Raw genomic sequence first — 22147 nt, 5'->3', positions numbered from 1 at the left:
GTTACTGCGCCGCGCAGTGATTTCGGCGAGGAGACCCCGTGACCGACGCGACCGGCCCCGACCGGGCCCGCCTGTACGAGGAGCTGGCCGTGGAGTCCAGGCGCTACCTGGCCGCCTACGTGCTGTTCAACCAGGCCGTCGCCGACCACCTCGGCCTGCACCCGACCGACGTGCAGTGCCTGAGCCTGCTGACCGCCGAGCCCGAACCGCTCACCGTCCGGCAGATCGCCGACCGCACCGGCCTCACCACCGGCTCGGCCACCCGTCTGGTGGACCGGCTGGAACGCGGCGGCTACGTCACCCGCACCCCCGACCGGCAGGACCGCCGCCGCGTGCTGGTCACCCCCGTCCCCGAGCGCCTCACCCGCGTCACCGCGCTGTGGGACGACCTAGGCCGGACCTGGCAGACCCTCCTGGACGACCACAGCGAGGACGAACTGCGGGCGATCACCCGGCACCTGCGCCGGTCCCGCGACCTCGGCCACACCCAGGTCCAGCGGCTGCGCGCCATGCCCCGGCCGGACTGAGTACGGATCAGCCGGCCGGTGTCTCCGGCGGCGGGGTCGGCGCCCCCGGCAGCCGTACCGTCGCCACCGTGCCGCCGCCCTCGGCGAGGGCCAGCGAGACCTCGCCGCCCGCCTGCTTGACCGTACGGGCGACGATGGACAGGCCGAGGCCCGAGCCCGGCAGGGCGCGGGCGCTGGGGGAGCGCCAGAACCGGTCGAAGACGTGCGGCAGTTCGTCCTCGGCGATGCCGGGGCCGTGATCGCGGACCGTCAGCACACCCTCGCTGAGCCGCACCTCGACCGTGCCGCCCTCGGGGCTGAACTTCACCGCGTTGTCCAGGATGTTGACGATCGCCCGCTCCAGCGCGGAGGGCTCCGCCCGCACGAACCAGGGCTCCAGGTCCGCGGTGATCGACAGCTCGGGGCCGCGCAGCCGGGCCCGGCGCAGCGCCGCCTCGACGGTGTCCTGGAGGGCGACCAGCTGGACGCGTTCGCCGTGCTGCCCCTCCGAACGGGACAGCTCCTGGAGGTCGCCGATCAGCGCGGCCAGCTCGGTCACCTGCGCCTTGACCGAGGCGAGCAGCGCCTTGCGGTCCTCGGGCGGGAGCGGACGGCCCGTCTCCTCGCTGCGGGTGAGCAGTTCGATGTTCGTCCTGAGCGAGGTCAGGGGCGTGCGCAGTTCATGGCCCGCGTCCGCGATCAGCTGCTGCTGGAGCTCGCGGGAGCTGGCCAGCGACGCGGTCATCGAGTTGAACGACCTCGACAGCCGGGCCACCTCGTCCTCGCTGACGTCCTCCACGGGGATGCGGATGGTCAGGTCCTCCGTGCGGGCCACGTGCTCCACGGCCTCGGTGAGCTTGTCCACGGGGCGCAGCCCGGCCCGCGCGACGGCGAGGCCCGCGGCGCCGGCGCCGACGACACCGACGGCGGAGACGAGCAGGAGGACCAGGGCGAGGTCGTTGAGGGTCTTCTGCGTGCTCTTGAGGGGTACGGCGATGAGCACGCCGACGTTGGGCCCGCGCCCGCCGCTCGGGGTGGAGGTGCCGCCGACGGGCTTGGTGAGCACCCGCAGCTCGTTGCCCTCGTCGTCGCTGCCGTTGCGGAAGTACAGGATGCTGGTGTCGAGGTTCCTGATCTCGGTCCGGTCGGCCTGGGTGATCCTGATCCGGCCCGAGGCGGCACCGAACAGGCAGACCTTGCCGTCCTCCGTGACCAGCTGGGAGTACCGGTCGCGCAGCAGGAAGCTGTTGGCCTGCGGGGTGTCCGTGCAGTTGTCCAGGGTGAACTGCAACTGGTCCGTCTGCGTCGTGTTCCGCAGGGACTTCTGCAGGTCCTCGTCGAGCTGGTCGTACAGCTTGCGCTCCACGAGGAACCAGCAGCTCACCGAGACCGCCGCCACCGCGAACGCCACCGCCGCCGCGACCAGCATCGCCAGTCGCGCCCGCAGCGGCAGCGCCCGGTACCGGCGCGCCAGCTGCCTCACTCGGCGCCGCCCTGCCGCAGGACGTAACCCACCCCGCGCACGGTGTGCACCAGGCGCGGCTCGCCGCCGGCCTCGGTCTTGCGGCGCAGGTACATGACGTAGACGTCGAGGGAGTTGGAGGAGGGCTCGAAGTCGAAGCCCCACACCGCCTTCAGGATCTGCTCACGGGTGAGCACCTGACGCGGATGTGCCATGAACATCTCCAGCAGGGTGAACTCCGTGCGGGTCAGCTCGACCGGCCGGCCGCCGCGCGTGACCTCCCGGGTCGCGAGGTCCATGCGCAGGTCGGCGAAGGTGAGCGCCTCGTCCGCCTGGGCCTCGGCCGACACCGCCGCCGCGTAGGAGCTGCGGCGCAGCAGGGCGCGGATGCGGGCGAAGAGCTCGTCCAGCTCGAACGGTTTGACCAGGTAGTCGTCGGCGCCCGCGTCCAGGCCGGTGACGCGGTCGCCGACGGTGTCGCGGGCGGTGAGCATGAGGATGGGGGTGGTGTCCCCCGCACCCCGGATGCGGCGGGCCGCGGTCAGCCCGTCCATGCGCGGCATCTGGATGTCCAGCACGACCAGGTCGGGCTGGTAGGCCGTGGCCTTCTCCAGGGCGTCCGCGCCGTCGACGGCGACCTCGGTGCCGTACCCCTCGAAGGCGAGGCTGCGCTGGAGGGCCTCGCGCACGGCCGGCTCGTCGTCGACGATCAGGATGCGCTGGGGGTCACGGTCGCCTTCGGCGGGACTCATCGCTCGCGTTTCCTCGGGGTGCGGTGGGTGGGCCGGCCGGTGCCTTCCGGCCGGGGGTGGGGGCCTCCCGGCCGTGGCCGGTGTCTCTCAGCGTCCCATGTCCGGGAGCCGGGGACACGCGCGCAGGTCAGACCCGGACCGTGTTCAGGCGGTGCAGCGGGACCTTGCGGCGGTGCGGACGGGCGGCGGAGGTGCGCAGGCCCATCAGCTGGGGGACCGGCGTGACGGGCGCGGCCACCTCGGGGGCCCGGGGCGCCGGGACGGGCACGTGCAGCTCGGACACGATGGACAGGGCCAGGGTGAGACCGGCCGGACCACGCTCACTGAACCGGTGGGGGACGTGCTTGATCATGACCTGCTCCTTGCACTCGGTGTTGCTAGCTGTCGGAGCCCGCCCGCAGCTTGGCCAGGTCGGACTTCACCGTGTCGACGGGGATGGCGAAGCCGAGGCCGATGCTGCCTGCGTCCGAGGACGAGGACGCCTGCGAGGCGGAGGAATACATCGCGGAGTTGATGCCTATGACGTGACCGCTCGCGTCGATCAGCGCACCGCCGGAGTTGCCGGGGTTGAGGGACGCGTCGGTCTGGATGGCCTTGTAGGTGGTGGTGGACGAGCCGGTGTCGCCGTTGAACTCACGGCCGCCGAACTGGAAGGGCCACTGCCCCTCGCCGTCCTGGCTCTGTCCCTGGTTCTCGTCGGTGGAGACGGTGACGTCCCGGTTCAGGGCGGAGACGATGCCGCTGGTGACCGTGCCGGTCAGGCCCTCGGGGGAGCCGATCGCGACGACCGTGTCGCCGACCTGGACGCCGCCCGAGTCACCGAGCGCCGCCGCCTTGAGGCCGGAGGCGCCCTTCAGTCTGATCAGGGCGAGGTCCTTGGAGCTGTCGGTGCCGACGACCTCGGCGGTGTAGCTCCTGCCGTCGCTGGTGCGCACCTTGACCGAGGTGGCGCCGGAGACGACGTGGTTGTTGGTGACGATCTCGCCGTTCGAGGTGATGATCACGCCGGAGCCGGTGGAGGAGCCGTTCTGGAGCGTCGCGTTGATCTCGACCACACTCGGGCTGACCGCCGCGGCGATGGCGGCGACGTCGCCCTTCTTGCTCGACGGCACCACGGTGGTGGTGCTGCCGGCGGTGGCCACCGTGTCCTTGCCCGCCAGCTCCTGGAAGGCGTACGCCGTACCGCCGCCGACCGCCGCCGCGACGATCGCCACCGCCGCGAGCAGGCCCATCGGCCCGCGGGTGCGCTTCTTCCCGGGCTCGGGGGCCGCGGTCGCCGGCTGGTACGGCGGCGGGGGCGGCCACTCGGGGTTCACAGGAGCGGAGTAGGAGTGCGGCTGCTCGTAAGTGCCCTGGCTCTCGGTCATGACAAAAGAGTCCCCCGCGACCATGAGAGCTTCCTGAGTGCCGCCTGAGAAGCCCGGCAGAACCGCGTTTGCCCGATATAAAGAGGGATCGGGGGCCTCTTCGGGAAGGCCCCCGGGATCAGTGGCAGCCGCAGCTCGTGCGCAGCACCAGCCGCGAGGGGAACGTCTTCAGCCGCTCGCGCCGGGACCCGGCGACCCGCAGCCCGTCGTCCAGCACCAGGTCGACCGCCGCCCGCGCCATCGCCGAGCGGTCGGAGGCGACCGTGGTCAGCGGCGGGTCGGCGAGCGCGGCCTCCTTGATGTCGTCGAAGCCGGCCACCGCGAGCTGCCCGGGCACGTCGATGCGCAGCTCGCGGGCGGCCCGCAGCAGTCCGATGGCCTGGTCGTCGGTGGAACAGAAGACCGCGGGCGGCCGGTGGGGGCCGGACAGGACGTCCAGGGCCACCCGGTAGGCGTCGTAGCGGTTGTACGGCGCCTCGAACAGCCGGCCCTCGGTGGACAGGCCCGCCTCGGCCATGGCCCGCTTCCAGCCCTCGACGTGGTCGGAGACCGGGTCGCCGACCGCCGGCGTCTGCGCCGTGCCGCCCATGCAGGCGACGTAGTCGTAGCCGTGCTCCAGCAGGTGGCGCACGGCGAGCTGGGCGCCGCCCAGGTCGTCCGTCACCACGGCCACGTCGTCGATGGCCTCCGGACGCTCGTGCAGCAGCACCACCCGGGCGTCCCAGGCGTCGATCTCGGCGGCGGCCAGGTCGTTCAGGGCGTGCGAGACGAGGATCAGGCCCGAGACGCGCATACCGAGGAAGGCACGCAGGTAGTGGACCTCGCGCTCGCCGATGTAGTCGGTGTTGCCGACCAGGACCATCTTCCCGCGCTCCGAGGCGGCCTGCTCGACCGCGTGCGCCATCTCGCCGAAGAACGGCTGGCGGGCGTCGGGGATGATGAGGCCTATGAGGTCGGTGCGCCGGGAGGCCATCGCCTGGGCGACCCGGTCGGGCCGGTACCCCAGTTCCTTGATCGCGGCGAGGACGCGCTCGCGCGTTGCCGGGGCGACCGGCCGGGGTCCGTTGTTGATGACATAACTGACGACGGCTGTGGAGGTTCCAGCCAGCCGTGCCACGTCATCCCGAGTCACCTTGGCCACGCGCGGAGTCTACGCGGATTGACCCGCCGTGGGCAGGGCGTATCACGGGCGGCCGGGCACGGGCGGTGCCCCGCCCGGGTGCCCTCACGCGTCCGCCGTGGACCGGCTAGGCCTCGGCGTGGACCTCGGTGCCCTCCAGGACGGCGGGCGCGTCCGCATCCTCCGGCTTTGCCCGGCTCGCCTTGGCCTTGGCCTCCTCGGCGGACCGGTCGGGCTTCTCCGGTGTAACGAATCGATAACCGACGTTCCGGACGGTCCCGATCAGCGATTCGTGCTCCGGGCCGAGCTTGGCGCGCAGCCGCCGTACGTGCACGTCGACCGTGCGGGTGCCGCCGAAGTAGTCGTAGCCCCACACCTCCTGGAGCAGCTGGGCGCGGGTGAAGACGCGGCCCGGGTGCTGGGCGAGGTACTTCAGCAGCTCGAACTCCTTGAAGGTCAGGTCCAGGACCCGCCCCTTGAGCTTGGCGCTGTAGGTCGCCTCGTCCACCGAGAGGTCGCCGTTGCGGATCTCCATCGGCGAGTCGTCGTTGACGATCTGCTGGCGTCCCATGGCGAGCCGCAGCCGCGCCTCGACCTCCGCCGGACCGGCGGTGTCCAGCAGGACGTCGTCGATGCCCCAGTCGGCCGTGACGGCGGCGAGGCCGCCCTCGGTGACGACGAGGAGCAGCGGACAGCCGGGGCCGGTGGACCGCAGCAGCTGGCAGAGGCTGCGCACCTGGGGCAGATCGCGCCGGCCGTCGATGAGGATGACGTCGGCGCCCGGGGTGTCGACCAGGGCGGGCCCCTCCGCCGGGGCGACCCGCACGTTGTGCAGGAGCAGGCCGAGGGCCGGGAGCACCTCCGTCGACGGCTGGAGGGCGTTGGTCAGGAGCAGCAGAGAACTCATACGTCTGGTTCCTCCTCGGTCCCTGCGAGGACAGTGCGGACGGGTACTGCTCTGCGATCCCGAAGGCCCCGTACACCGGCGGTCACCTGAGGTTTCCCGCTTCGTATACAACGCTTCCGAAAGCACAAAAGGACCCGGGGGCTACGCTGCCCGAGTCCTCTGCCCAGCAGAATAGCCCACATGAGCAACCGTCCGGCAGGTCATGGGGCACGTTCCACCGTTCGTCCGAATTCCGAGACAGGCAGACAGAGCCCTATCCGGACGTTTCTGCGCACCGCCGACGGAATTCCGATCGATTCCGTATACGATCCGCCGTCCGCCGGGTACGACACCCCTCCGGACGCCTCCCGGCCGGCCTCCGGTGACCTGGTGTTCGTCATCGCGCACGGCTTCACCGGGGACGTGGAACGCCCGCACGTGCGCCGGGTGGCGGGCGTCCTGCGCGGCTACGGCGCCGTCGTCACCTTCTCCTTCCGCGGCCACGGCCGCTCCGGCGGACGGTCCACGGTCGGCGACAAGGAGGTGCTGGACCTCGCCGCCGCCGTGGAGTGGGCCCGCGCTCTCGGGCACGCGCGCGTGGTGACCGTCGGCTTCTCCATGGGCGGCTCGGTGGTCCTGCGGCACGCGGCGCTGCACGGCGGCACGGACGCCGTCGTCTCCGTCAGCGCGCCGGCCCGCTGGTACTACCGGGGCACGGCCCCCATGCGCCGCCTGCACTGGTTGGTCACCCGCCCCGAGGGCCGCCTGGTGGGCCGCTACGGCCTGCGCACGCGCATCCACCACCGGGACTGGGACCCGGTCCCGCTCCCGCCCGTGCAGGCGGTCCCGAGGATCGCCCCGACGCCGCTCCTGATCGTCCACGGCGACCGCGACGGCTACTTCCCGCTCGACCACCCCCGGATGCTCGCCGAGGCGGCCGGCGGGCACGCCGGCCTGTGGGTCGTACCGGGCATGGGCCACGCGGAGAACGCGGCGGACGACGCCCTGATGGCCCGGATCGGGGACTGGTCGGTGACGGCGGCGGGCTAGCCTGACCCACACTGTCCTTATCGTTCTCTTGTTTGTTCCTGTCCCTGCCGTCGATTGAGGATTCAGATGCCCAAGGTCACGGTGCGCTACTGGGCCGCCGCCAAGGCCGCGGCCCAGGTCGCCGAGGAGCCGTACGAGGCGGACACGCTGGCCGGCGCGCTGGCCGCCGTGCGCACGCGGCACCCCGGCGAACTCACCCGCGTGCTGCAGCGATGCTCCTTCCTCGTCGACGGCGACCCCGTCGGGACCCGCGCGCATGAGACGGTACGGCTGGCCGAGGGCGGCACGGTCGAGGTGCTCCCGCCGTTCGCAGGAGGGTGAGCGATGACCAACCAGCCGTACCAGGGCGGCCCCTACGAGGGCTACGACCCCTACCAGCAGCAGTGGCCCGCGCAGGACCCGCACCACGGGCAGCCCGGCCACGACCCGGAGCTCACCCAGCAGTGGCAGGGCCAGACCTGGGAGACGCAGACGCACGCGCCGGTGCAGGCGGCGGAGACGGCGTACCTGCCGCGGCAGGAGCAGCAGCAGGGCGGGTACCAGCAGGCGGGGTATCCGCAGCCGGGGTACCCCCAGCAGGGACACCAGCAGCACGCTTACCAGGAGCCGCAGTACCACCAGTCCCAGTCCCAGCCCCAGCAGCAGTACGGGGAGCCGTACGCCGGGCAGCCGTACCCGGGGGCGTACGACGGGACGCACACGGGGGCGCACGCAGGAGCGCACACGGGGGCGGGGACGTACGCGTCCGCGCCGAGCCCCGAACCGGCGCCCGCCCCCGCACCGGCGGCGCCCGTGTCCCCGGCCGAACCGGAGGCCGGGCCCGCCTACGGCCCCGCCACCCTCGCCGGCAACGCGCGGATCACCGACGCCCAGCGGGCCCGACTGGAGGGCCGTTCCCCGATCATCGAGCCCGGCATGCAGCCGGCGCTGCTCACCGCCGTGCTGGGCCTGCTCCTCGCCGCGGCGGCCCCCGTCGCCTCGTACGCCCTGGCCGTGCCGCTGGTGGTGCTCCAGGCGGTGACGGCGGCGGGCTGGTTCCGGCTGAACGGCATGTGGCCGGCCCGGCAGGGCATCGCGCTGGCCTTCGCGGGCGCGCTGACGTCCGACGTCGCGGTCCTCGCGGCGGGCCGCGACCACGCCCTGGTGGCCATCCTCGGCCCGCTCGGCCTGTGGGTGCTGCTCTCCCTGGTCCTCCAGCTGCGCTCGCACGCCTCGCCGGACGAGCGGATGTACGGCCTGATGGCGACGGTCGCCTCGGCGGCGCTCGCGGTCCTGGCCACCGGGTACCTGGCCGTCGACGCGCACGCGGTCTCGGTCGGCGCCGCGGCCGTCGCGGTGGCGGTCCTGGCCCGTGCCCTGCCCCTGCCGACCCCGGTGTCGGTCGTGGTCGCGCTGCTCGCGGCGGCGGGCGCGGGGATCGCCGTGGGCGGCATGACCGGCTTCGGCACGAAGGGGGCGCTGCTGGGCGCCGCCGCCGGGGCGTGCGCCCTGATCGGCCACCGGGTGGCCGGCTACGACTACCCGTCCCGCTTCGTCCACTTCACGGCCGGCGTGGCCCTGCCCCTGTCGGCGGCGGCACCGGTGGTGTGGGTCCTGGGCCGCGCCCTGGGCTGAGGTCGGGGGCGGCCCAGGGTCGCTTCGGGGGCATCCCCGATGTCCCGGCGCGCGGGCGGGAGAAAGATCGTTCCCATGACTTCCCTCTCCCGACGCGCCTTCGCCGGCATGGGCGCGGCCACCGCCCTGTCGCTCGCCACCGCGGGCCTCGCCGCCCCGGCGACGGCCGCGCCGATCGCGCCCGCCCCCACGGCTCCGGACCGCACGGCCCCGGACCCCACCGCTTCCGGTCCCGTCCCGCTCGACATCGCCGCCTTACGCGCCGCGATCAGCGATCTCTCGCATCCGGAGGCGACCGCCGCCCAGCTGCTGGTGGAGCGGCGGGGCAGCCGCTGGTACGGCACCGCGGGCACGGCCGGCCCGGTGAGCGGCCGGTCCGTCCGGGCGGACGACCGCTTCCGCGCGGGCAGCGTGACGAAGGCCCTCGTCGCCACGGTCGTGCTCCAGCTCTGGGCGGAGGGCCGGGTGGACCTGGACGCCCCGATCACGCACTGCCTCCCCGGCCTCGCCCTGCCCGCCCGTTTCCAGCGCGTCGAGGTGGCGCATCTGCTCCAGCACACCAGCGGGCTGCCCGACCACCGGGGCCTGCCGGACCTCGGCACACCGGAGGCGGTCCTGCGGTACCGCTTCGACCACTGGACACCGCGGGCCCTGGTCGCCACGGTGACGCGGGACCGCCTCAAGTTCCGTCCCGGCCACGCGCAGGAGTACCGGGGCGTCAACTACGTCTTCCTCGCCCTCCTGATCGAGGAATTGACAGGGCGCCCCTACGGGGAGGTGATCGCCTCCCGGATCCTGCGGCCCCTGGGACTGACCGGAACCCGGATACCGGGCGGCGACCCCCGCCTGCACGGCCCGTCCGTCCACGGCTTCCTGCGCATGACGGACGGGAGCCTGCGCGACGTCACGGTCTACGACCAGTCCGCCGCCTGGGGCGAGGGCGAACTGGTCTCCACCGCGGACGACCTCTTCCGGTTCCAGGAGGCCCTGTTCGGCGGGGTGCTGCTGCCGGGGCCGGCCCTGCGCAAGATGGTCACCCTGCCCGCCGTGCCCATGCTGGACGGCACCCCGGCCCGCTACGGCATGGGCCTTCAGGCGGCCACGGTGAACGGCACGACCTTCTGGGGGAAGACCGGCGAGACCTACGGCTACCGCACCCGTGCGTTCGCCACGCCCGACCTGTCGACGCGCTTCGTGCTGTCCTATACGCCGACCGCGCTGAACGCGGGGGAGGACATGGTCGAGCGGGTCGCCGGCGTGCTCACCGCCTGAGCCCGCCGCGATCCGAGCGAAAGGCCCTACGGCTCGACCACGACCTCCTGGGCCGCCGCCGTCTCCCCGGCCAGGAGCCGCGCGTCGACCGGGACGTTCCGCTTCACCAGTGCCAGCGCGACCGGCCCCAGCTCGTGGTGGCGCACCGACGTCGTCACGACACCGACCCTGCGGCCCTCCGGGCCGTCGTCCGCAACGCGTATCTCCGTGCCGGGGACCGGGAGATGGACGTCGCTGCCGTCCAGGTGCAGGAAGACCAGCCGGCGCGGCGGCTTGCCCAGGTTCTGCACCCGGGCGACGGTCTCCTGCCCGCGGTAGCAGCCCTTCTGCAGGTGCACCGCCGTGCCGATCCAGCCCAGCTCGTGCGGGATGGTGCGGTGGTCGGTCTCGAAGCCCAGCCGGGGCCGGTGCTGCTCGACGCGCAGCGCCTCGTAGGCGAGGAGCCCGGCGGCGGGCCCGTGGGAGGCGGCGAACTCCTCCAGGCCGGCCCGGGGCAGGAAGAGGTCACGGCCGTACGGCGTCTCGCGCACGACGACCCCGTCCGGGACGTCGGCGATGGAACCGGCGGGCAGGTGCACCACGGCGATGTCGGCGGTACGGTCGGCGACCTCCACCCGGTAGAAGAACTTCATCGACTCCAGGTACGCGATCAGCGCGTCCTGGGTGCCGGGCTCCACATGGGCCCAGACGGTCGCGCCGTCGTCCACCAGGTACAGGGCGTGCTCGATGTGCCCGTGCGCGGAGAGGATCAGGGCCTCGGTGGCCTCTCCCACGGGCAGTTCGCTGACGTGCTGGGTGAGCAGCAGGTGCAGCCAGCTCAGCCGGTCCTCGCCGCTGACGGTGACGACACCGCGGTGCGAGAGATCGACGAAACCGGCGCCGTCGGCGAGGGCGCGCTGTTCGCGGAACAGGTCGCCGTAGTGGGCGGCGACACCTTCGTCCACACCCTCGGCGGGGACGGCGCCGGGCAGGGACAGCAGGGGGCTCTTCATACCGCAAGCCTACGACGTGGTACTTGAACCCTTCAGGGAACAGTCCCGGCACCGGCCGAAGATCGCGAAGTGCTTCATGTCGGTGTCGAAACCGAACTGCCGGCGCAGCTTGTCCGTGAACTCCCCGGCCACGTCCAGGTCCGCCTCGATGACGTCGTCGCAGTCCCGGCACACCAGGTGCAGATGGTGGTGGCGGTCGGCGAGGTGGTAGGTCGGGGCGCCGTGCCCGAGGTGGGCGTGGCTGACCAGGCCCAGTTCCTCCAGCAGCTCCAGCGTGCGGTAGACGGTGGAAATGTTGACCCCCGACGCCGTCTTCCTCACTTCCACGAGGATGTCGTCGGGGGTCGCGTGCTCGAGGGTGTCCACGGCTTCCAGGACAAGCTGCCGCTGAGGCGTCAGCCGGTAGCCGCGCTGCCTGAGGTCGCTCTTCCAGTCGGTGCTCACCACACCGACGAGTCTAGAGCCACCGGGCGCGGTGCCACCGGACGAAGACGGCCTACTTGAAGAACGCGATGCCGTCGTCCGGGAGGTCGTCGGGGAGGGCCTTCGCCCAGCGCTCGACGTCCTCCGGGGTGACGACCTTCTTCAGCTGGGCCGACATGTAGGGGCGCAGCGGGACCTCGGGGGTCTGCTTCTCGCCGACCCACATCAGGTCGCTCTTGACGTAGCCGTAGAGGCGCTTGCCGCCGCTGTACGGCCGGGAGTCCGCGGTGCGGGCGACGGCGTCCGTGACCAGGTCGATCTGCGGCTTCTTGTCGGCCATCTCGCCGTACCAGATCTCGATCACGCCGTCGTCGCGGGTCATCGTGACCTCGACCTTGCGGTCCGGGCGGATGCGCCAGAAGCCGGACTCGGTCTCCAGGGGGCGGACCTTGTTGCCGTCCTGGTCGAGCACCCAGGTGCGGGAGCGGTACTCCAGGAAGTCCCGGCCGTCGTGGGTGAAGCTGACCTCCTGCCCGAAGTTGCACTTTTCCGAGCCGGGGAAGTCATGCACGCCCGCGCCGGCCCAGTTGCCGAGCAGGAAGGCGAGCGGGACGAGGTCCTTGTGCAGGTCGGACGGGATCTCGATCATGAGCGGAGGCTTTCGTGGGTGTGGATCAGCGCTGGCCCTGGAACAGCTTCTTCACGGTCAGACCGGCGAAGGCGAGCACGCCGACGCAGACCAGGACCAGCAGGACTTCGAAGAATGCTTCCACGGGTGCTCCTTGAGCGAGGGTGGGTGGACGACAGAGCCGCAGCCCAGCTTACGCGGCCGGGCCGGGGCGCTCCTTGCGAGGGGCGGCGCCGCCGAGGGCTACGCTTCCCGCATGGCGAAGAAGCTCGTGATCAAGGTGACGGCCGGGGCGGACGCCCCCGAGCGGTGCTCGCAGGCGTTCACGGTGGCCGCCGTGGCCGTGGCCAGCGGGGTCGAGGTCTCGCTGTGGCTGACCGGGGAGTCGTCCTGGTTCGCGCTGCCGGGCCGGGCCGCCGAGTTCGAGCTGCCGCACGCCGCGCCGCTGCCCGATCTGCTGGAGTCGGTCCTCGCCGCCGGACGCGTCACGCTGTGCACGCAGTGCGCCGCCCGCCGGGAGATCACGGAGAAGGACGTCGTCGAGGGCGTACGGATCGCGGGCGCGCAGGTCTTCGTGCAGGAGGCACTGGCGGAGGACACGCAGGCGCTCGTCTACTGAGCCCTCCCCGCGGGGCCGCCGGCGCTCCTAGGGCCGCGGGCGCTTCTTGCCGTCCAGTTCGTCCCACCACTCGTCGGACTGCGGGTCGCCCGAGGGGTCGTCCCACCAGCGGTCCTCCGGGCCCCGGCGGTTGGCGATCATCGCGGCGACCGGCGGGATGACCATGGCCAGCACGCACATGCCGACGGCCGCGGGCACCGACCAGATGCGGATGACCCCCCAGGCCAGGACGAAGAGACCGATGCAGGTCCCCATCATGGCGAAGTAGACGTGCCGACGCCGGGCGTACATACGTCCACTGTAGGTCCGGCGCGGCCTGTCACAACTGATCCACAAATTCCCTGCGACCGGGCCCGGCGGGGTTACCGTGGCGTGTCCGTACCGGATTCACGAACACCGTCGCCGACCCAGGGGAACCACCACATGCGCGCCCTGCGAATACTCCTGATCCTCGTCGTGGTCCTGGGCGGACTCTTCGTGATCGTGGACCGGGTCGCCGTGCACTTCGCCGAGGGCGAGGCCGCGGACAAGCTGAAGGCGACCCAGAACCTGTCCTCGACCCCGAGCGTGGACATCAAGGGCTTCCCGTTCCTCACCCAGCTCGCGGGCGGCTCCCTCGACGACGTCGAGGTCGGCATCAAGGACTACCGGGCCGCCACCGGCAAGCCCGGCCAGACCATCCGGATCGACGACCTGAAGGCCGACATGAAGGGCGTCGAGTTCTCCGGCGACTACAGCTCGGCCACCGCGTCCACCGCGACCGGCACGGCGTCGATCTCGTACGCCGAGCTGCTGAAGACGGCCAAGTCCGAGCCGACCGAGGTGGCGCCCGGCGTCATGGCCCGGGTCGTCGGCCTCTCCGACGGCGGCAACGGGAAGATCAAGGTCGCGGTGCAGGGGACCGTCCCCGCCCTCGGGGTCAAGCAGACGGTGTCCGTGCTCAGCTCGGTGGCCGTGGTGAACAACAAGGTCGAGGTGCACGCGGACTCGCTGCCGCAGCTGGGCGCCGCAGCGATCGCGGAGGACCGCATCCGCCGGATCACCGACTTCCAGCAGGCCGTCGACCAGCTGCCCGGCGGCATCAAGCTGGACAAGGTGGAGGCCGCGCCGAAGGGCGTGCGGATCAGCGTGAAGGGTTCGGACGTCAAGCTGGCGGGGTAGTCGGACGCCGGCGGAGACGGACGCCGGCGGACCGGGCGAGGGCAGTGACCGGCCCTGTCCGACTGGCGAGACGGTCACGTCCGTAGCGCAGATGCGATGACCTGGGCGAGCGCCAGGGGGCCGTCGAACGCTGTTCGGGGGGCATGCGCATCCCGCCATTCGGACGATCCCGTCTCGCCATGTGACACACCGGTGACACGCCCGCCCGGACGTCCCTACGATCGAGCCCATGAAGCGACAGGCGGATCTCACGAAGCGGCGGGCAGTGGACCTGTGCCGCGTTGCCGCCATGCTCTGTCGCCCCTTCTGAGCGGAAGCCCCTGCTCCCGCGTCTCACCCGCCCTGCTGCCAGGGCATCCGTGCGCCGCTCGGCACCGAGCGCGCCCCTCTCTACTCGCACGCCCCGCCGCGACTGCCCCGGAGGAGAAGAGCATGAGCCGCAGCGACGTCCTGGTCGACGCCGACTGGCTCCAGGAGCACCTGGACGACCCGACCATCGCGATCGTCGAGGTGGACGAGGACACGTCCGCCTACGACAAGAACCACATCAAGAACGCGATCCGCATCGACTGGACCAAGGACCTCCAGGACCCGGTCCGCCGTGACTTCATCGACCAGGAGGGCTTCGAGAAGCTCCTGTCGGAGAAGGGCATCGCCAACGACCACACGGTGGTCCTCTACGGCGGCAACAACAACTGGTTCGCGTCGTACGCCTACTGGTACTTCAAGCTGTACGGCCACGAGAACGTCAAGCTCCTCGACGGCGGCCGCAAGAAGTGGGAGCTGGACGCCCGTGAGCTGGTCGCCGGCGACGAGGTCCCCGAGCGCCCGAAGACCGACTACAAGGCCAAGGCGCAGGACACCTCGATCCGCGCCTTCCGCGACGACGTCGTGAACGCGATCGGCTCGCAGAACCTGGTCGACGTCCGCTCGCCCGACGAGTTCTCCGGCAAGCTGCTCGCCCCGGCGCACCTGCCGCAGGAGCAGTCGCAGCGGCCGGGCCACGTGCCGAGCGCCCGCAACATCCCGTGGTCGAAGAACGCCAACGACGACGGCACCTTCAAGTCGGACGAGGAGCTCAAGGAGCTCTACGCCGCCGAGAACGTGGACCTCGCCAAGGACACGATCGCCTACTGCCGCATCGGTGAGCGCTCGGCCCTGACCTGGTTCGTGCTGCACGAGCTGCTGGGCGTGGAGAACGTCAAGAACTACGACGGCTCCTGGACCGAGTACGGCTCCCTCGTGGGCGTGCCGATCGAGCTCGGCGCCGCCAAGTAACCCCCGACCTTCTGGTCGGACCGAGACCCCTCTGGAGAAACGCATGTGTGGAGCGAAGGCCGGCGGCCCGGACGCCTCGACGGTCAAGCCCGGTGAGACCACGATCCAGGGCCAGGTGACCCGCGACGGCGAGCCGGTGACCGGATACGTCCGACTGCTCGACTCGACCGGCGAGTTCACCGCGGAGGTGCCCACCTCCGCGACCGGCCAGTTCCGCTTCTACGCGGCCGAGGGCACGTGGACGCTGCGGGCGCTGGTGCCGGGTGCGACCGCCGACCGCACGGTCGTCGCCCAGAAGGGCGGCCTGGCCGAGGTCGCCATCGCGGTCTGAGCGGACCGCTGGAGGGCCTGTGACGGGCTCAGTGACGGCTGAGGGCCGCATCCCCCGGGTTGGACGCCAATGGGGGGTGCGGCCCTTCGGCTGTGCACGGGCCCGCGTCAGCAGCGCCGGACCGCCGCGAGCCCGATCGCCGCGAGCAGCGCGCCGACGCGGAGCGCGGCGAGGAAACCGCTGACGGCCGCACCCTCGGGCGCGCGGCGCCCGGGACGGCGTCCGGGGCCGGGCGGGGGGCCCGGGTCGGGGACGTCGGGCGCACCACGCACCCCGGGGCGCGGATCGGGCGCGAACGCGGGATGGAAGGGCGGCAGCGCGTAGGCCGGCAGGGTCGTGGCCCGGTTCCGTGGCGCCGGGTTCTCCCGCTGCCACCGCCTGCACTCCTCGTACGGCAGACCGCCCCGCTCGGCCGTCATGCGCGGTGCTCCGTCCGCTGGTGCTGGCGCAGCAGCACGTTCGCGTCGGTCTCGGCGCTGCGGTCGTACGCCACCCGCGCCGCCTCCCGCCGCTCCGCCAGCTCCAGACAGGCGGCACAGCCCGGCACGGGGCGCGGTGGCCGGCTCGCCTCGTCCAGGGGCGGCGGCAGCGACGGGACGCCCCTGGCGCGCTGGTTGACGGCCCGCACACCCGCCCCGATCCGCTCCCGGTCCGTGGCCGGACGCACCTTCTCCGGATCGGCCTGCCACTCCGCCCCGCCGCCGACGGGGCGCAGCATCACGTAGGGGCCGGCCCGGTCCCGGTACTCGCCGACCCTGTCGGTGGCGGGGTCGTAGAGAAGTCGTCCCGGCTCGTGGGACTCGGGCGTCGTCGTCATCACGGCCTGCTCCTTTCCAAGAACGCGTGTGCGCAGCGCGAAGAGGCGGCTACGCTGCGTGTTCGGTGGTGTTCAAGAGCATGACGCACGGAAACGGCGTCCCGGCTGCTGAGCGGGCCAAATTCAACGCGGGGCCCGCCACATTCAACAAATTCAACAGGAGCGCGATGCCACAGCGGTTGGTGGTCACGGGACGGAGCCAGGAGCCGAGGGCACGGTTCAGCGAGGAGTTACGGCGCCTGCGGAGCGAACGGGGGCTGAGCCTGCGGGACCTGGCGAAGGAGGTCGGCTGGGACGCGTCCCAGTTCAGCAAGATGGAGAGCGGGCAGACCCTGGGCGGACCCGAGGTCGTCCAGGCGCTGGACCAGTTCTACGGAACGCCGGGGCTGCTGGTCACGCTGTGGGAGCTGGCGGTGGCGGACCCGACGCAGTTCAAGGAGCAGTACCGGCGGTACATGCTGCTGGAAGCCGAGGCGATCAGTTTGTGGCAGTACTCGGTGAGCAGACCGCCGGGGCTCCTCCAGACAGTCGGGTACGCCCGCGAAGCACTGGCTGCGGGTGGCCTGAGGGGTGAGGAGTTGGACCAGCAAGTGGAGGCGCGCACCGGACGGCGGTCGGTGCTGGAGGGGGGCGACCCACCCCCGTTCCGCGTCCTCCTCTCCGAAGCGGTTCTACGGAACTCACTGCGCGACCCACGGCAGTGGCGGGGGCAACTGGAGCACTTGGCGGAGGCTGCGGTGCAGCCGAACATCGCCCTCCACGTGCTGCCGTTCGGTGCCGGGCTGCACGGACTGGACAGCACCGACGTCATGTTCCTCAGGCTGCCGGGCGGCCGTACCGTGGCATACGTCGAAAACGACGTGCGAGGTGAACTCATCGAGGAGCTAAGCCAGGTTGAGCGATTCCACCGCACATATGATGCGGTGCGCGACCAAGCCCTCTCCCCGGCGGAGTCGCACAAATTCATCCTGCGGATGTTGGAGGAAGTCCCGTGCGAGCCATCGACCTGAGCAACGTGAAGTGGCGCAAGAGCAGCTACAGCAACTCGGACGGCGGCAACTGCGTCGAAGTCGCCGACAGCCTCCCCCTCGTCCCCGTCCGGGACAGCAAGGCCCCCGCCCGTGGAACCCTCGTCTTCGGGCCGGAGGCCTGGTCGGCGTTCGTGGGCGGGGTCAAGGGGAACGCCCGCTAGATTTCCAGCAGCACCGTGAACGGACCGTCGTTCGTCAGGGTCACCCTCATCTGGGCGCCGAAGCGGCCCGTCGCCACCGTCGCGCCCAGGGCGCGCAGCTGGGCCACCACCTCGTCGACCAGGGGCTCGGCGACGTCGCCGGGGGCCGCCGCGTTCCAGGTGGGGCGGCGGCCCTTGCGGGCGTCGCCGTAGAGGGTGAACTGGCTGATCACCAGGAGCGGGGCGGCGATGTCGCTGCACGACTTCTCGTCGTGCAGCATCCGGACCGTCCACAGCTTGCGGGCGAGCTGCGCCGCCTTCTCCTTGGTGTCCTCATGGGTCACCCCGACGAGGACGCACAGCCCCTCGCCCTCGATCGCGCCCACCGTCTCGCCGTCCACGACGACGCTCGCGCCGTCCACCCTCTGCACCACCGCACGCATGCGGACCATCATGCCCGGTGTCCCGCACTAGCCCGCACGGGGTCCACTATGGATCTCTTACCGCCCATCTGGGGACGTTCGCGCGCACTCGGTCACATTGCGGTCGGTTGGGGTGGCACGATGCTTCCCACACGCCGGTCGAGGGGACGGTCACACGCACGATGAGCACACCGAGTACCAGCGGGCGGCTGGGGACGCAGGCGACGTACCGGCCGCCCGTCCAGCGCGCCGACGGCTCCGCGGGCCCTGCTCTGCCCGCCGAGCCTGCCGAGCACGACCTGGCCCGGCTGAGCCTTCCCGAGGTGCGCGCCCTGCGCCGGGACGCCCAGCGCGACGAGGCGGACCTCAGCTATGTGCGGCGGCTGCTCCAGGGGCGAATCGACATCCTGCGCGCGGAGCTGGGACGGCGCGGCCGGGCGTCCGTGCCGGCGCCGGCGGACGGTTCCGTGGTCGACCGGCTCCCGGAGATCCTGAAGGACGCCCCGGCCCGGCAGCGCTCCTCGGCCCGCCATGTCACGCTCGGCACCCCGCACAACGAGGAGTACGGGCAACTGGCCGCCGAGATGCTCGCCGAGGTCGAGCTGTCGGACCTGACGGCGCGTACGGACCTGGAACTGAGCGCCGCCATGGGGCGGTTGGTCCGCTACGAGCAGGAGGTCTCGCGGCGCCGCCAGCGGTTGCAGCGGACGGCCGACGACTGCAGCGGGGAGATCGCCCGCCGGTACCGGGAGGGCGAGGCCCAGGTGGACGACCTGCTGATGTGACGAAAGGGCGCCGCCTCGTGCGAGGTCGGCGCCCTGTCTGCGGTGATTCCCTCCGCGTGCTCTGCATCCGTAGCGAGCTGTTCAGTTGTGGCTGTGCGATGTCGGTATTCAGATGTCGCTGTTCAGTTGTGGCTGTGCGCTCCGGCGGCCGTCCCCTGTCCGGGCTCCCGGCTCCCCTCCGGAAGGGAACCCGAGCGGCCAACCACTGGGAAGTCCGACCATGTCCCGCAAGTTGGTTGCCAACTTCACTGTACTTATGTCCGCTGGAAAGCGGCTTATAACCAGCCGTCGGGGAACTGCCGCAAGTTGGCGGGAAGTTGTACTGTTCGATTGTGGACCCGGAGCACGCCTCCGCCAGTGGGCGGACGAGGCCCCAGCGGCACCGCTCGTCCCACCGCGAGATCGCCGACGAACTCCGCAGCCGGATCAGGTCCGGTGTGCTGCGGCCGGGCGAGCGCATGCCCACCCAGGCCAAGCTGGCCGACGAGTTCGGGGTCGAACGCGGCGCGGTGCGGCAGGCCTTGCGCATCCTGGCGTCGGAGCATCTGCTCACCGATGTTTCCAAGGGCAGCCCGGCCACCGTGGCGGCGGTCCCGGGACCGGGGCGTCCCCCGGCGGGGCCCGCCGCGCCGCCGCAGCCCACCATGGTCGGCCTCGCGCCGCGCGTCGCCGCCGCCTTCGCCGCCCCGCACGTGCGGATCGACGCCCTCTGCCTGACCTCCGTCTCGCTCACCCTGGCGATCGGCGAGCCGCTGCGGCAGATCCACGCCGGGCGGCTGAAACCGGCCAAGATCGACGTGCGGCTGCTGCTGCCCAGCCGCGACATCGACCTGGCCTTCCCGACGCCGGTGGGCGCCGACGACGGCGGTCTGCTGCGCCGGCGGTGGCTGGCCCAGCGCAACGCCCAGGGCCTGGTGCTGCGGCAGAACCTGCTGGCGCTGTGCACCACGCACGGGATCGACGTCCGGGTCTCCTTCCGGGCGCTGCCGTTCACCCCGCCGGTCAAGCTCTACCTGCTGGGCGACTCCGAGGCGCTGTTCGCGTACTACACGCTGGGGCGCCGGGAGCGGGAGATCGAGCACGAGCACGTGGAGCTGTACGACGCCGACGGCACCCGGTCCATGCTGTTCGCCTTCGAGCGGCGGGCCGGACAGCGGGACGCGATGTTCGTGGAGCAGTCCCGCCTGTGGTTCGAGGCGCTGTGGGAGACGATCAGCTCGGACCTGGCGCTGACGCCGTAGCCCGGCACCGAGCGCCGGCGCCCCGCGCCTGCCCGGCCGGCGTCACAGCGCGGGACCGGCCAGCAGGACCGCCAGCAGGACCGCGCCGGCCGAGCTGACGGCCGGGCTCTCGGCCTTGACACCGACGGTGAGCAGGAGCAGGCCGACGAGGCCGGCGCCGCCGAACCGCCACTGGACGAGCTGCTCGGAGCCGACCACGAGGAGGGCGGAGAGGAGCGCGAGGACAGGCATGGACGTTCCCCCTTTCGGTCTGCCAACTTGACCAAGTTGGCGACCAACTCTGATTAAGTTGTCCCCACTTGGCACCTATCCGCAAACAACTTTTCAACAACTCCCCGTAGACGGTGCAGGGTTGTAGCGTTTGGTCGTGACCCAGGAGAACGTGGCAGTGAATGGCAGCGGGCGGCTCACGGCCCAGCAGATCGCCGACACCCTGCGCGAACGCATCCGGAGCGGTGCCCTCCGCGTCGGCGAGCGGCTGCCCACCCAGGCCGAGCTGGCCGGGGAGTTCGGCGTGGAGCGCGGCACCGTACGTCAGGCCCTGCGCGTGCTCCAGGAGGCCGGACTGCTCAGCAACGTCAGCAAGGGCAGCCCGCCCCGGGTCGCCGAACCGGGCCCCGCGCGCGAGGAGCCGCAGCCGACCATGGTGGCCCTCGCGCCCCGGCTGACCGATGCCTTCGCCGCGCCGCACGTGCGCATCGACGCCGTCTGCCTGACCGCGCAGAGCCTGATCCCCGCCCTCGGCGAACCGCTGCGCCTGATCCACGACGGCCGGCTGCGACCGGAGCGGATCGACGTGCGCATCCTGCTGCCGTCCCGGGACATCAACCTCGCCTTCCCGGTATCGGTCGACGCCGGCAGCGACGACGACGCCGTCCACCAGCGGTGGCTGGCGATGCGCAACGCCCAGGGGCAGGTGCTCCAGTACAACCTCCAGGCCCTGCGCGGCACCCACGACATCGACGTCCACGTCGCCTTCCGGGCGCTGCCGTTCACCCCGCCGGCGAAGTTGTACCTGCTCAACGGCGCGGAGGCGCTGTACGCGTACTACATGGTCACGCGCCGCGAGGAGCCCACCGAGAGCGGGACGCTGGAGATGTACGACACCCTCGGCTCCGAGTCCCTGCTCTTCTCCTTCGAGAAGCGCACCGGGCGCCGGGACGCCGCGTTCGTGGAACAGTCCCAGAAGTGGTTCGACGCCCTCTGGGAAACCATCTCCACGGACCTGACACTCTCCTAGTGACCACAGAGACGACGACTGACACGACGACCGGTACAGCGGCCGGCACGGCCACACAGCCCTGGGAACTGCTGCGCCGCGCCCGCGTGGTTCTCTGGGACTTCGACGGGCCCATCTGCCGGCTGTTCGCCGGGCACAAGGCGGAGCGGGTGGCGGCCGGGCTGGTGGAGTGGCTGGCCGGCCGTGGACTGCACGGCCTGCTCGACGACGCCGAGCGCGAGGCGATGGACCCGCACGGCGTGCTGCGCGCCGTGGACCGCCGGCACCCCGGCAGCGACCTCGTCGCCGAACTGGAGGCACGGCTCACCAAGGAGGAACTGCGGGCCGCCGCGTCGGCGCTGCCCACCGCCTACGCCGACCCGCTGATCCGCACCTGGACCGCGGTCGGCTCCCGCCTGGCCATCACCACGAACAACTCCCCCCGGGTGGTCAGCGCCTACCTCGACACCCGGGGCCTCACCGCCTGCTTCAGCCCCCACATCTACGGCCGCACCACCGACCTGCACCTGCTCAAGCCCGACCCGCACTGTCTGAACCGGGCCCTGAGCGCGATGGGCGCCGCCCCCTCGGACGCCCTGATGATCGGTGACTCTCCCTCCGACCTGACCGCCGCGCGCGACGCCGGCGTGCCGTTCCTCGGGTACGCGCGTAACGAACAGAAGGGGAAGCTTTTGCGGGAGGCCGGAGCCGAGTGCGTCGTCGGGTCGCTGGAACCCCTGCTGCTGGCGCTGCGCCGCCGGTGACCGCGGCCCGCGCCGGCCCCGGGAGCCCGGCCGCCCGCCGGCGCCGTGTCCACCCGCGGACCCAGGCGGTGAGGGGCGTCAGCAGACCGATGCCCCACAAGGCCAGTTGGACCAGGTCGTCTATCCGCACGTCCATCCCGAGCACATGGACCGTCAAGGCCGCCACCCCCGTACACCGCCGCTGATCAGTCAACCGCTCAGGTCCTGCCTGTTGACTGATGAAGTTGACTGCTTGTTGCTGCATTCCCTGTCAACTAGATCCTGTAA

At 71.8% G+C, this 22147-nt stretch carries 30 protein-coding genes; 16 read left to right on the top strand and 14 right to left on the bottom strand.

The window, feature by feature from the left end; translation table 11 throughout:
• The first annotated feature begins 38 nt into the window (after positions 1 to 38).
• Positions 39 to 527, top strand: coding sequence for a MarR family transcriptional regulator (locus AB0947_RS36715; protein ID WP_366754717.1), 489 nt, complete (start codon positions 39 to 41; stop codon positions 525 to 527).
• 7 nt (positions 528 to 534) lie between these two features.
• Here the strand turns inward: AB0947_RS36715 and AB0947_RS36710 are convergent, their stop codons facing one another.
• The 6 genes from AB0947_RS36710 to AB0947_RS36685 form a co-directional block, all read right to left on the bottom strand.
• On the bottom strand, positions 535 to 1989 hold the full coding sequence (locus tag AB0947_RS36710; protein ID WP_366754716.1) for a HAMP domain-containing sensor histidine kinase: 1455 nt from the start codon (positions 1987 to 1989) through the stop codon (positions 535 to 537).
• Positions 1986 to 2720, bottom strand: a complete 735-nt coding sequence (locus tag AB0947_RS36705) for a response regulator transcription factor (RefSeq protein ID WP_189893656.1) — start codon at positions 2718 to 2720, stop codon at positions 1986 to 1988. Before AB0947_RS36705 ends, AB0947_RS36710 begins: the two co-directional genes overlap by 4 nt.
• A gap of 127 nt (positions 2721 to 2847) precedes the next feature.
• Complete coding sequence (locus AB0947_RS36700; protein WP_030653636.1) at positions 2848 to 3072, bottom strand: hypothetical protein; 225 nt, start codon at positions 3070 to 3072, stop codon at positions 2848 to 2850.
• A gap of 25 nt (positions 3073 to 3097) precedes the next feature.
• A complete protein-coding gene (locus tag AB0947_RS36695; RefSeq protein ID WP_366754715.1) occupies positions 3098 to 4087 on the bottom strand; it encodes a trypsin-like peptidase domain-containing protein in 990 nt (329 codons plus the stop codon).
• A gap of 118 nt (positions 4088 to 4205) precedes the next feature.
• A complete protein-coding gene (locus AB0947_RS36690; RefSeq protein ID WP_366754714.1) occupies positions 4206 to 5228 on the bottom strand; it encodes a LacI family DNA-binding transcriptional regulator in 1023 nt (340 codons plus the stop codon).
• Positions 5229 to 5334: 106 nt separating this feature from the next.
• Positions 5335 to 6114 (bottom strand): response regulator transcription factor, encoded by a 780-nt coding sequence (locus AB0947_RS36685; RefSeq protein WP_366754713.1) that lies wholly within the window; start codon positions 6112 to 6114, stop codon positions 5335 to 5337.
• A 180-nt stretch (positions 6115 to 6294) separates the two neighbouring features.
• On the opposite strand from AB0947_RS36685, the gene AB0947_RS36680 reads away from it, so the two are divergent.
• The 4 genes from AB0947_RS36680 to AB0947_RS36665 all read left to right on the top strand — a co-directional run bounded on the left by AB0947_RS36680 (position 6295) and on the right by AB0947_RS36665 (position 10029).
• The gene (locus tag AB0947_RS36680) at positions 6295 to 7143 is read left to right on the top strand and encodes an alpha/beta fold hydrolase (RefSeq protein ID WP_366754712.1); all 849 of its coding nucleotides are present in this window, start codon (positions 6295 to 6297) and stop codon (positions 7141 to 7143) included.
• 66 nt (positions 7144 to 7209) lie between these two features.
• Positions 7210 to 7464 carry a MoaD/ThiS family protein gene (locus tag AB0947_RS36675; RefSeq protein ID WP_171155021.1) on the top strand — a complete coding sequence of 85 codons (255 nt, stop codon included), beginning with the start codon at positions 7210 to 7212 and terminating at the stop codon, positions 7462 to 7464.
• A 3-nt stretch (positions 7465 to 7467) separates the two neighbouring features.
• Positions 7468 to 8757, top strand: coding sequence for a hypothetical protein (locus AB0947_RS36670; protein WP_366754711.1), 1290 nt, complete (start codon positions 7468 to 7470; stop codon positions 8755 to 8757).
• A gap of 75 nt (positions 8758 to 8832) precedes the next feature.
• Positions 8833 to 10029: a serine hydrolase domain-containing protein gene (locus AB0947_RS36665; RefSeq protein ID WP_366754710.1), complete on the top strand. Its 1197-nt coding sequence runs from the start codon at positions 8833 to 8835 to the stop codon at positions 10027 to 10029.
• A 26-nt stretch (positions 10030 to 10055) separates the two neighbouring features.
• Here the strand turns inward: AB0947_RS36665 and AB0947_RS36660 are convergent, their stop codons facing one another.
• From AB0947_RS36660 to AB0947_RS36650, 3 genes are read right to left on the bottom strand one after another with little or no spacing between them, the layout of a single operon-like run.
• The gene (locus AB0947_RS36660; RefSeq protein WP_366754709.1) at positions 10056 to 11021 is read right to left on the bottom strand and encodes a folate-binding protein; all 966 of its coding nucleotides are present in this window, start codon (positions 11019 to 11021) and stop codon (positions 10056 to 10058) included.
• Positions 11022 to 11030: 9 nt separating this feature from the next.
• A complete protein-coding gene (locus AB0947_RS36655) occupies positions 11031 to 11468 on the bottom strand; it encodes a transcriptional repressor (RefSeq protein WP_366754708.1) in 438 nt (145 codons plus the stop codon).
• Positions 11469 to 11517: 49 nt separating this feature from the next.
• Positions 11518 to 12093: an FABP family protein gene (locus AB0947_RS36650; protein ID WP_366754707.1), complete on the bottom strand. Its 576-nt coding sequence runs from the start codon at positions 12091 to 12093 to the stop codon at positions 11518 to 11520.
• 235 nt (positions 12094 to 12328) lie between these two features.
• Here AB0947_RS36650 and AB0947_RS36645 point away from each other — a divergent pair, with 235 nt between their 5' ends.
• Positions 12329 to 12691, top strand: coding sequence for a DsrE family protein (locus AB0947_RS36645; RefSeq protein ID WP_171155039.1), 363 nt, complete (start codon positions 12329 to 12331; stop codon positions 12689 to 12691).
• 27 nt (positions 12692 to 12718) lie between these two features.
• Here AB0947_RS36645 and AB0947_RS36640 read toward each other — a convergent pair whose 3' ends face one another.
• The gene (locus AB0947_RS36640) at positions 12719 to 12982 is read right to left on the bottom strand and encodes a DUF3099 domain-containing protein (RefSeq protein ID WP_366754706.1); all 264 of its coding nucleotides are present in this window, start codon (positions 12980 to 12982) and stop codon (positions 12719 to 12721) included.
• A 132-nt stretch (positions 12983 to 13114) separates the two neighbouring features.
• On the opposite strand from AB0947_RS36640, the gene AB0947_RS36635 reads away from it, so the two are divergent.
• From AB0947_RS36635 to AB0947_RS36620, 4 genes are all read left to right on the top strand, one after another.
• Positions 13115 to 13852 carry a DUF2993 domain-containing protein gene (locus tag AB0947_RS36635; protein WP_366754705.1) on the top strand — a complete coding sequence of 246 codons (738 nt, stop codon included), beginning with the start codon at positions 13115 to 13117 and terminating at the stop codon, positions 13850 to 13852.
• Positions 13853 to 14081: 229 nt separating this feature from the next.
• On the top strand, positions 14082 to 14162 hold the full coding sequence (locus tag AB0947_RS36630; RefSeq protein WP_350751515.1) for an Ms5788A family Cys-rich leader peptide: 81 nt from the start codon (positions 14082 to 14084) through the stop codon (positions 14160 to 14162).
• Positions 14163 to 14284: 122 nt separating this feature from the next.
• Positions 14285 to 15130, top strand: coding sequence for a sulfurtransferase (locus AB0947_RS36625; protein WP_366754704.1), 846 nt, complete (start codon positions 14285 to 14287; stop codon positions 15128 to 15130).
• A gap of 43 nt (positions 15131 to 15173) precedes the next feature.
• Positions 15174 to 15461, top strand: a complete 288-nt coding sequence (locus AB0947_RS36620; protein ID WP_366754703.1) for a DUF1416 domain-containing protein — start codon at positions 15174 to 15176, stop codon at positions 15459 to 15461.
• Between the two features lie 107 nt (positions 15462 to 15568).
• On the opposite strand, the gene AB0947_RS36615 is transcribed toward AB0947_RS36620, so the two are convergent.
• Both AB0947_RS36615 and AB0947_RS36610 read right to left on the bottom strand, forming a co-directional pair.
• A complete protein-coding gene (locus AB0947_RS36615; RefSeq protein WP_366754702.1) occupies positions 15569 to 15880 on the bottom strand; it encodes a hypothetical protein in 312 nt (103 codons plus the stop codon).
• Positions 15877 to 16278 (bottom strand): hypothetical protein, encoded by a 402-nt coding sequence (locus AB0947_RS36610; protein ID WP_366754701.1) that lies wholly within the window; start codon positions 16276 to 16278, stop codon positions 15877 to 15879. Before AB0947_RS36610 ends, AB0947_RS36615 begins: the two co-directional genes overlap by 4 nt.
• 167 nt (positions 16279 to 16445) lie before the next feature.
• Here AB0947_RS36610 and AB0947_RS36605 point away from each other — a divergent pair, with 167 nt between their 5' ends.
• Positions 16446 to 17288: a helix-turn-helix transcriptional regulator gene (locus tag AB0947_RS36605; protein ID WP_366754745.1), complete on the top strand. Its 843-nt coding sequence runs from the start codon at positions 16446 to 16448 to the stop codon at positions 17286 to 17288.
• Positions 17270 to 17470 (top strand): DUF397 domain-containing protein, encoded by a 201-nt coding sequence (locus tag AB0947_RS36600; protein WP_366754700.1) that lies wholly within the window; start codon positions 17270 to 17272, stop codon positions 17468 to 17470. The genes AB0947_RS36605 and AB0947_RS36600 overlap by 19 nt, the downstream gene beginning before the upstream one ends.
• Here AB0947_RS36600 and dtd read toward each other — a convergent pair.
• Complete coding sequence (dtd, locus tag AB0947_RS36595) at positions 17467 to 17892, bottom strand: D-aminoacyl-tRNA deacylase (RefSeq protein WP_366754699.1); 426 nt, start codon at positions 17890 to 17892, stop codon at positions 17467 to 17469. The two genes, AB0947_RS36600 and dtd, sit on opposite strands and share 4 nt — an antisense overlap.
• Before the next feature lie 161 nt (positions 17893 to 18053).
• On the opposite strand from dtd, the gene AB0947_RS36590 reads away from it, so the two are divergent.
• Both AB0947_RS36590 and AB0947_RS36585 read left to right on the top strand, forming a co-directional pair.
• Complete coding sequence (locus AB0947_RS36590) at positions 18054 to 18656, top strand: aerial mycelium formation protein (protein ID WP_366754698.1); 603 nt, start codon at positions 18054 to 18056, stop codon at positions 18654 to 18656.
• A gap of 332 nt (positions 18657 to 18988) precedes the next feature.
• On the top strand, positions 18989 to 19897 hold the full coding sequence (locus AB0947_RS36585) for a winged helix-turn-helix domain-containing protein (RefSeq protein ID WP_366754697.1): 909 nt from the start codon (positions 18989 to 18991) through the stop codon (positions 19895 to 19897).
• Positions 19898 to 19939: 42 nt separating this feature from the next.
• Here AB0947_RS36585 and AB0947_RS36580 read toward each other — a convergent pair whose 3' ends face one another.
• On the bottom strand, positions 19940 to 20128 hold the full coding sequence (locus AB0947_RS36580; RefSeq protein WP_366754696.1) for a hypothetical protein: 189 nt from the start codon (positions 20126 to 20128) through the stop codon (positions 19940 to 19942).
• A 130-nt stretch (positions 20129 to 20258) separates the two neighbouring features.
• Here AB0947_RS36580 and AB0947_RS36575 point away from each other — a divergent pair, with 130 nt between their 5' ends.
• Positions 20259 to 21137: a winged helix-turn-helix domain-containing protein gene (locus AB0947_RS36575; RefSeq protein ID WP_366754695.1), complete on the top strand. Its 879-nt coding sequence runs from the start codon at positions 20259 to 20261 to the stop codon at positions 21135 to 21137.
• 86 nt (positions 21138 to 21223) lie between these two features.
• The gene (locus tag AB0947_RS36570; RefSeq protein ID WP_366754744.1) at positions 21224 to 21880 is read left to right on the top strand and encodes an HAD-IA family hydrolase; all 657 of its coding nucleotides are present in this window, start codon (positions 21224 to 21226) and stop codon (positions 21878 to 21880) included.
• Positions 21881 to 22147 lie beyond the last annotated feature (267 nt).

This window comes from Streptomyces sp. NPDC047841 (assembly GCF_040704085.1).
Lineage (GTDB): Bacteria > Actinomycetota > Actinomycetes > Streptomycetales > Streptomycetaceae > Streptomyces > Streptomyces argyrophylli.
This window is presented reverse-complemented; position numbering and strand designations above follow the sequence as displayed.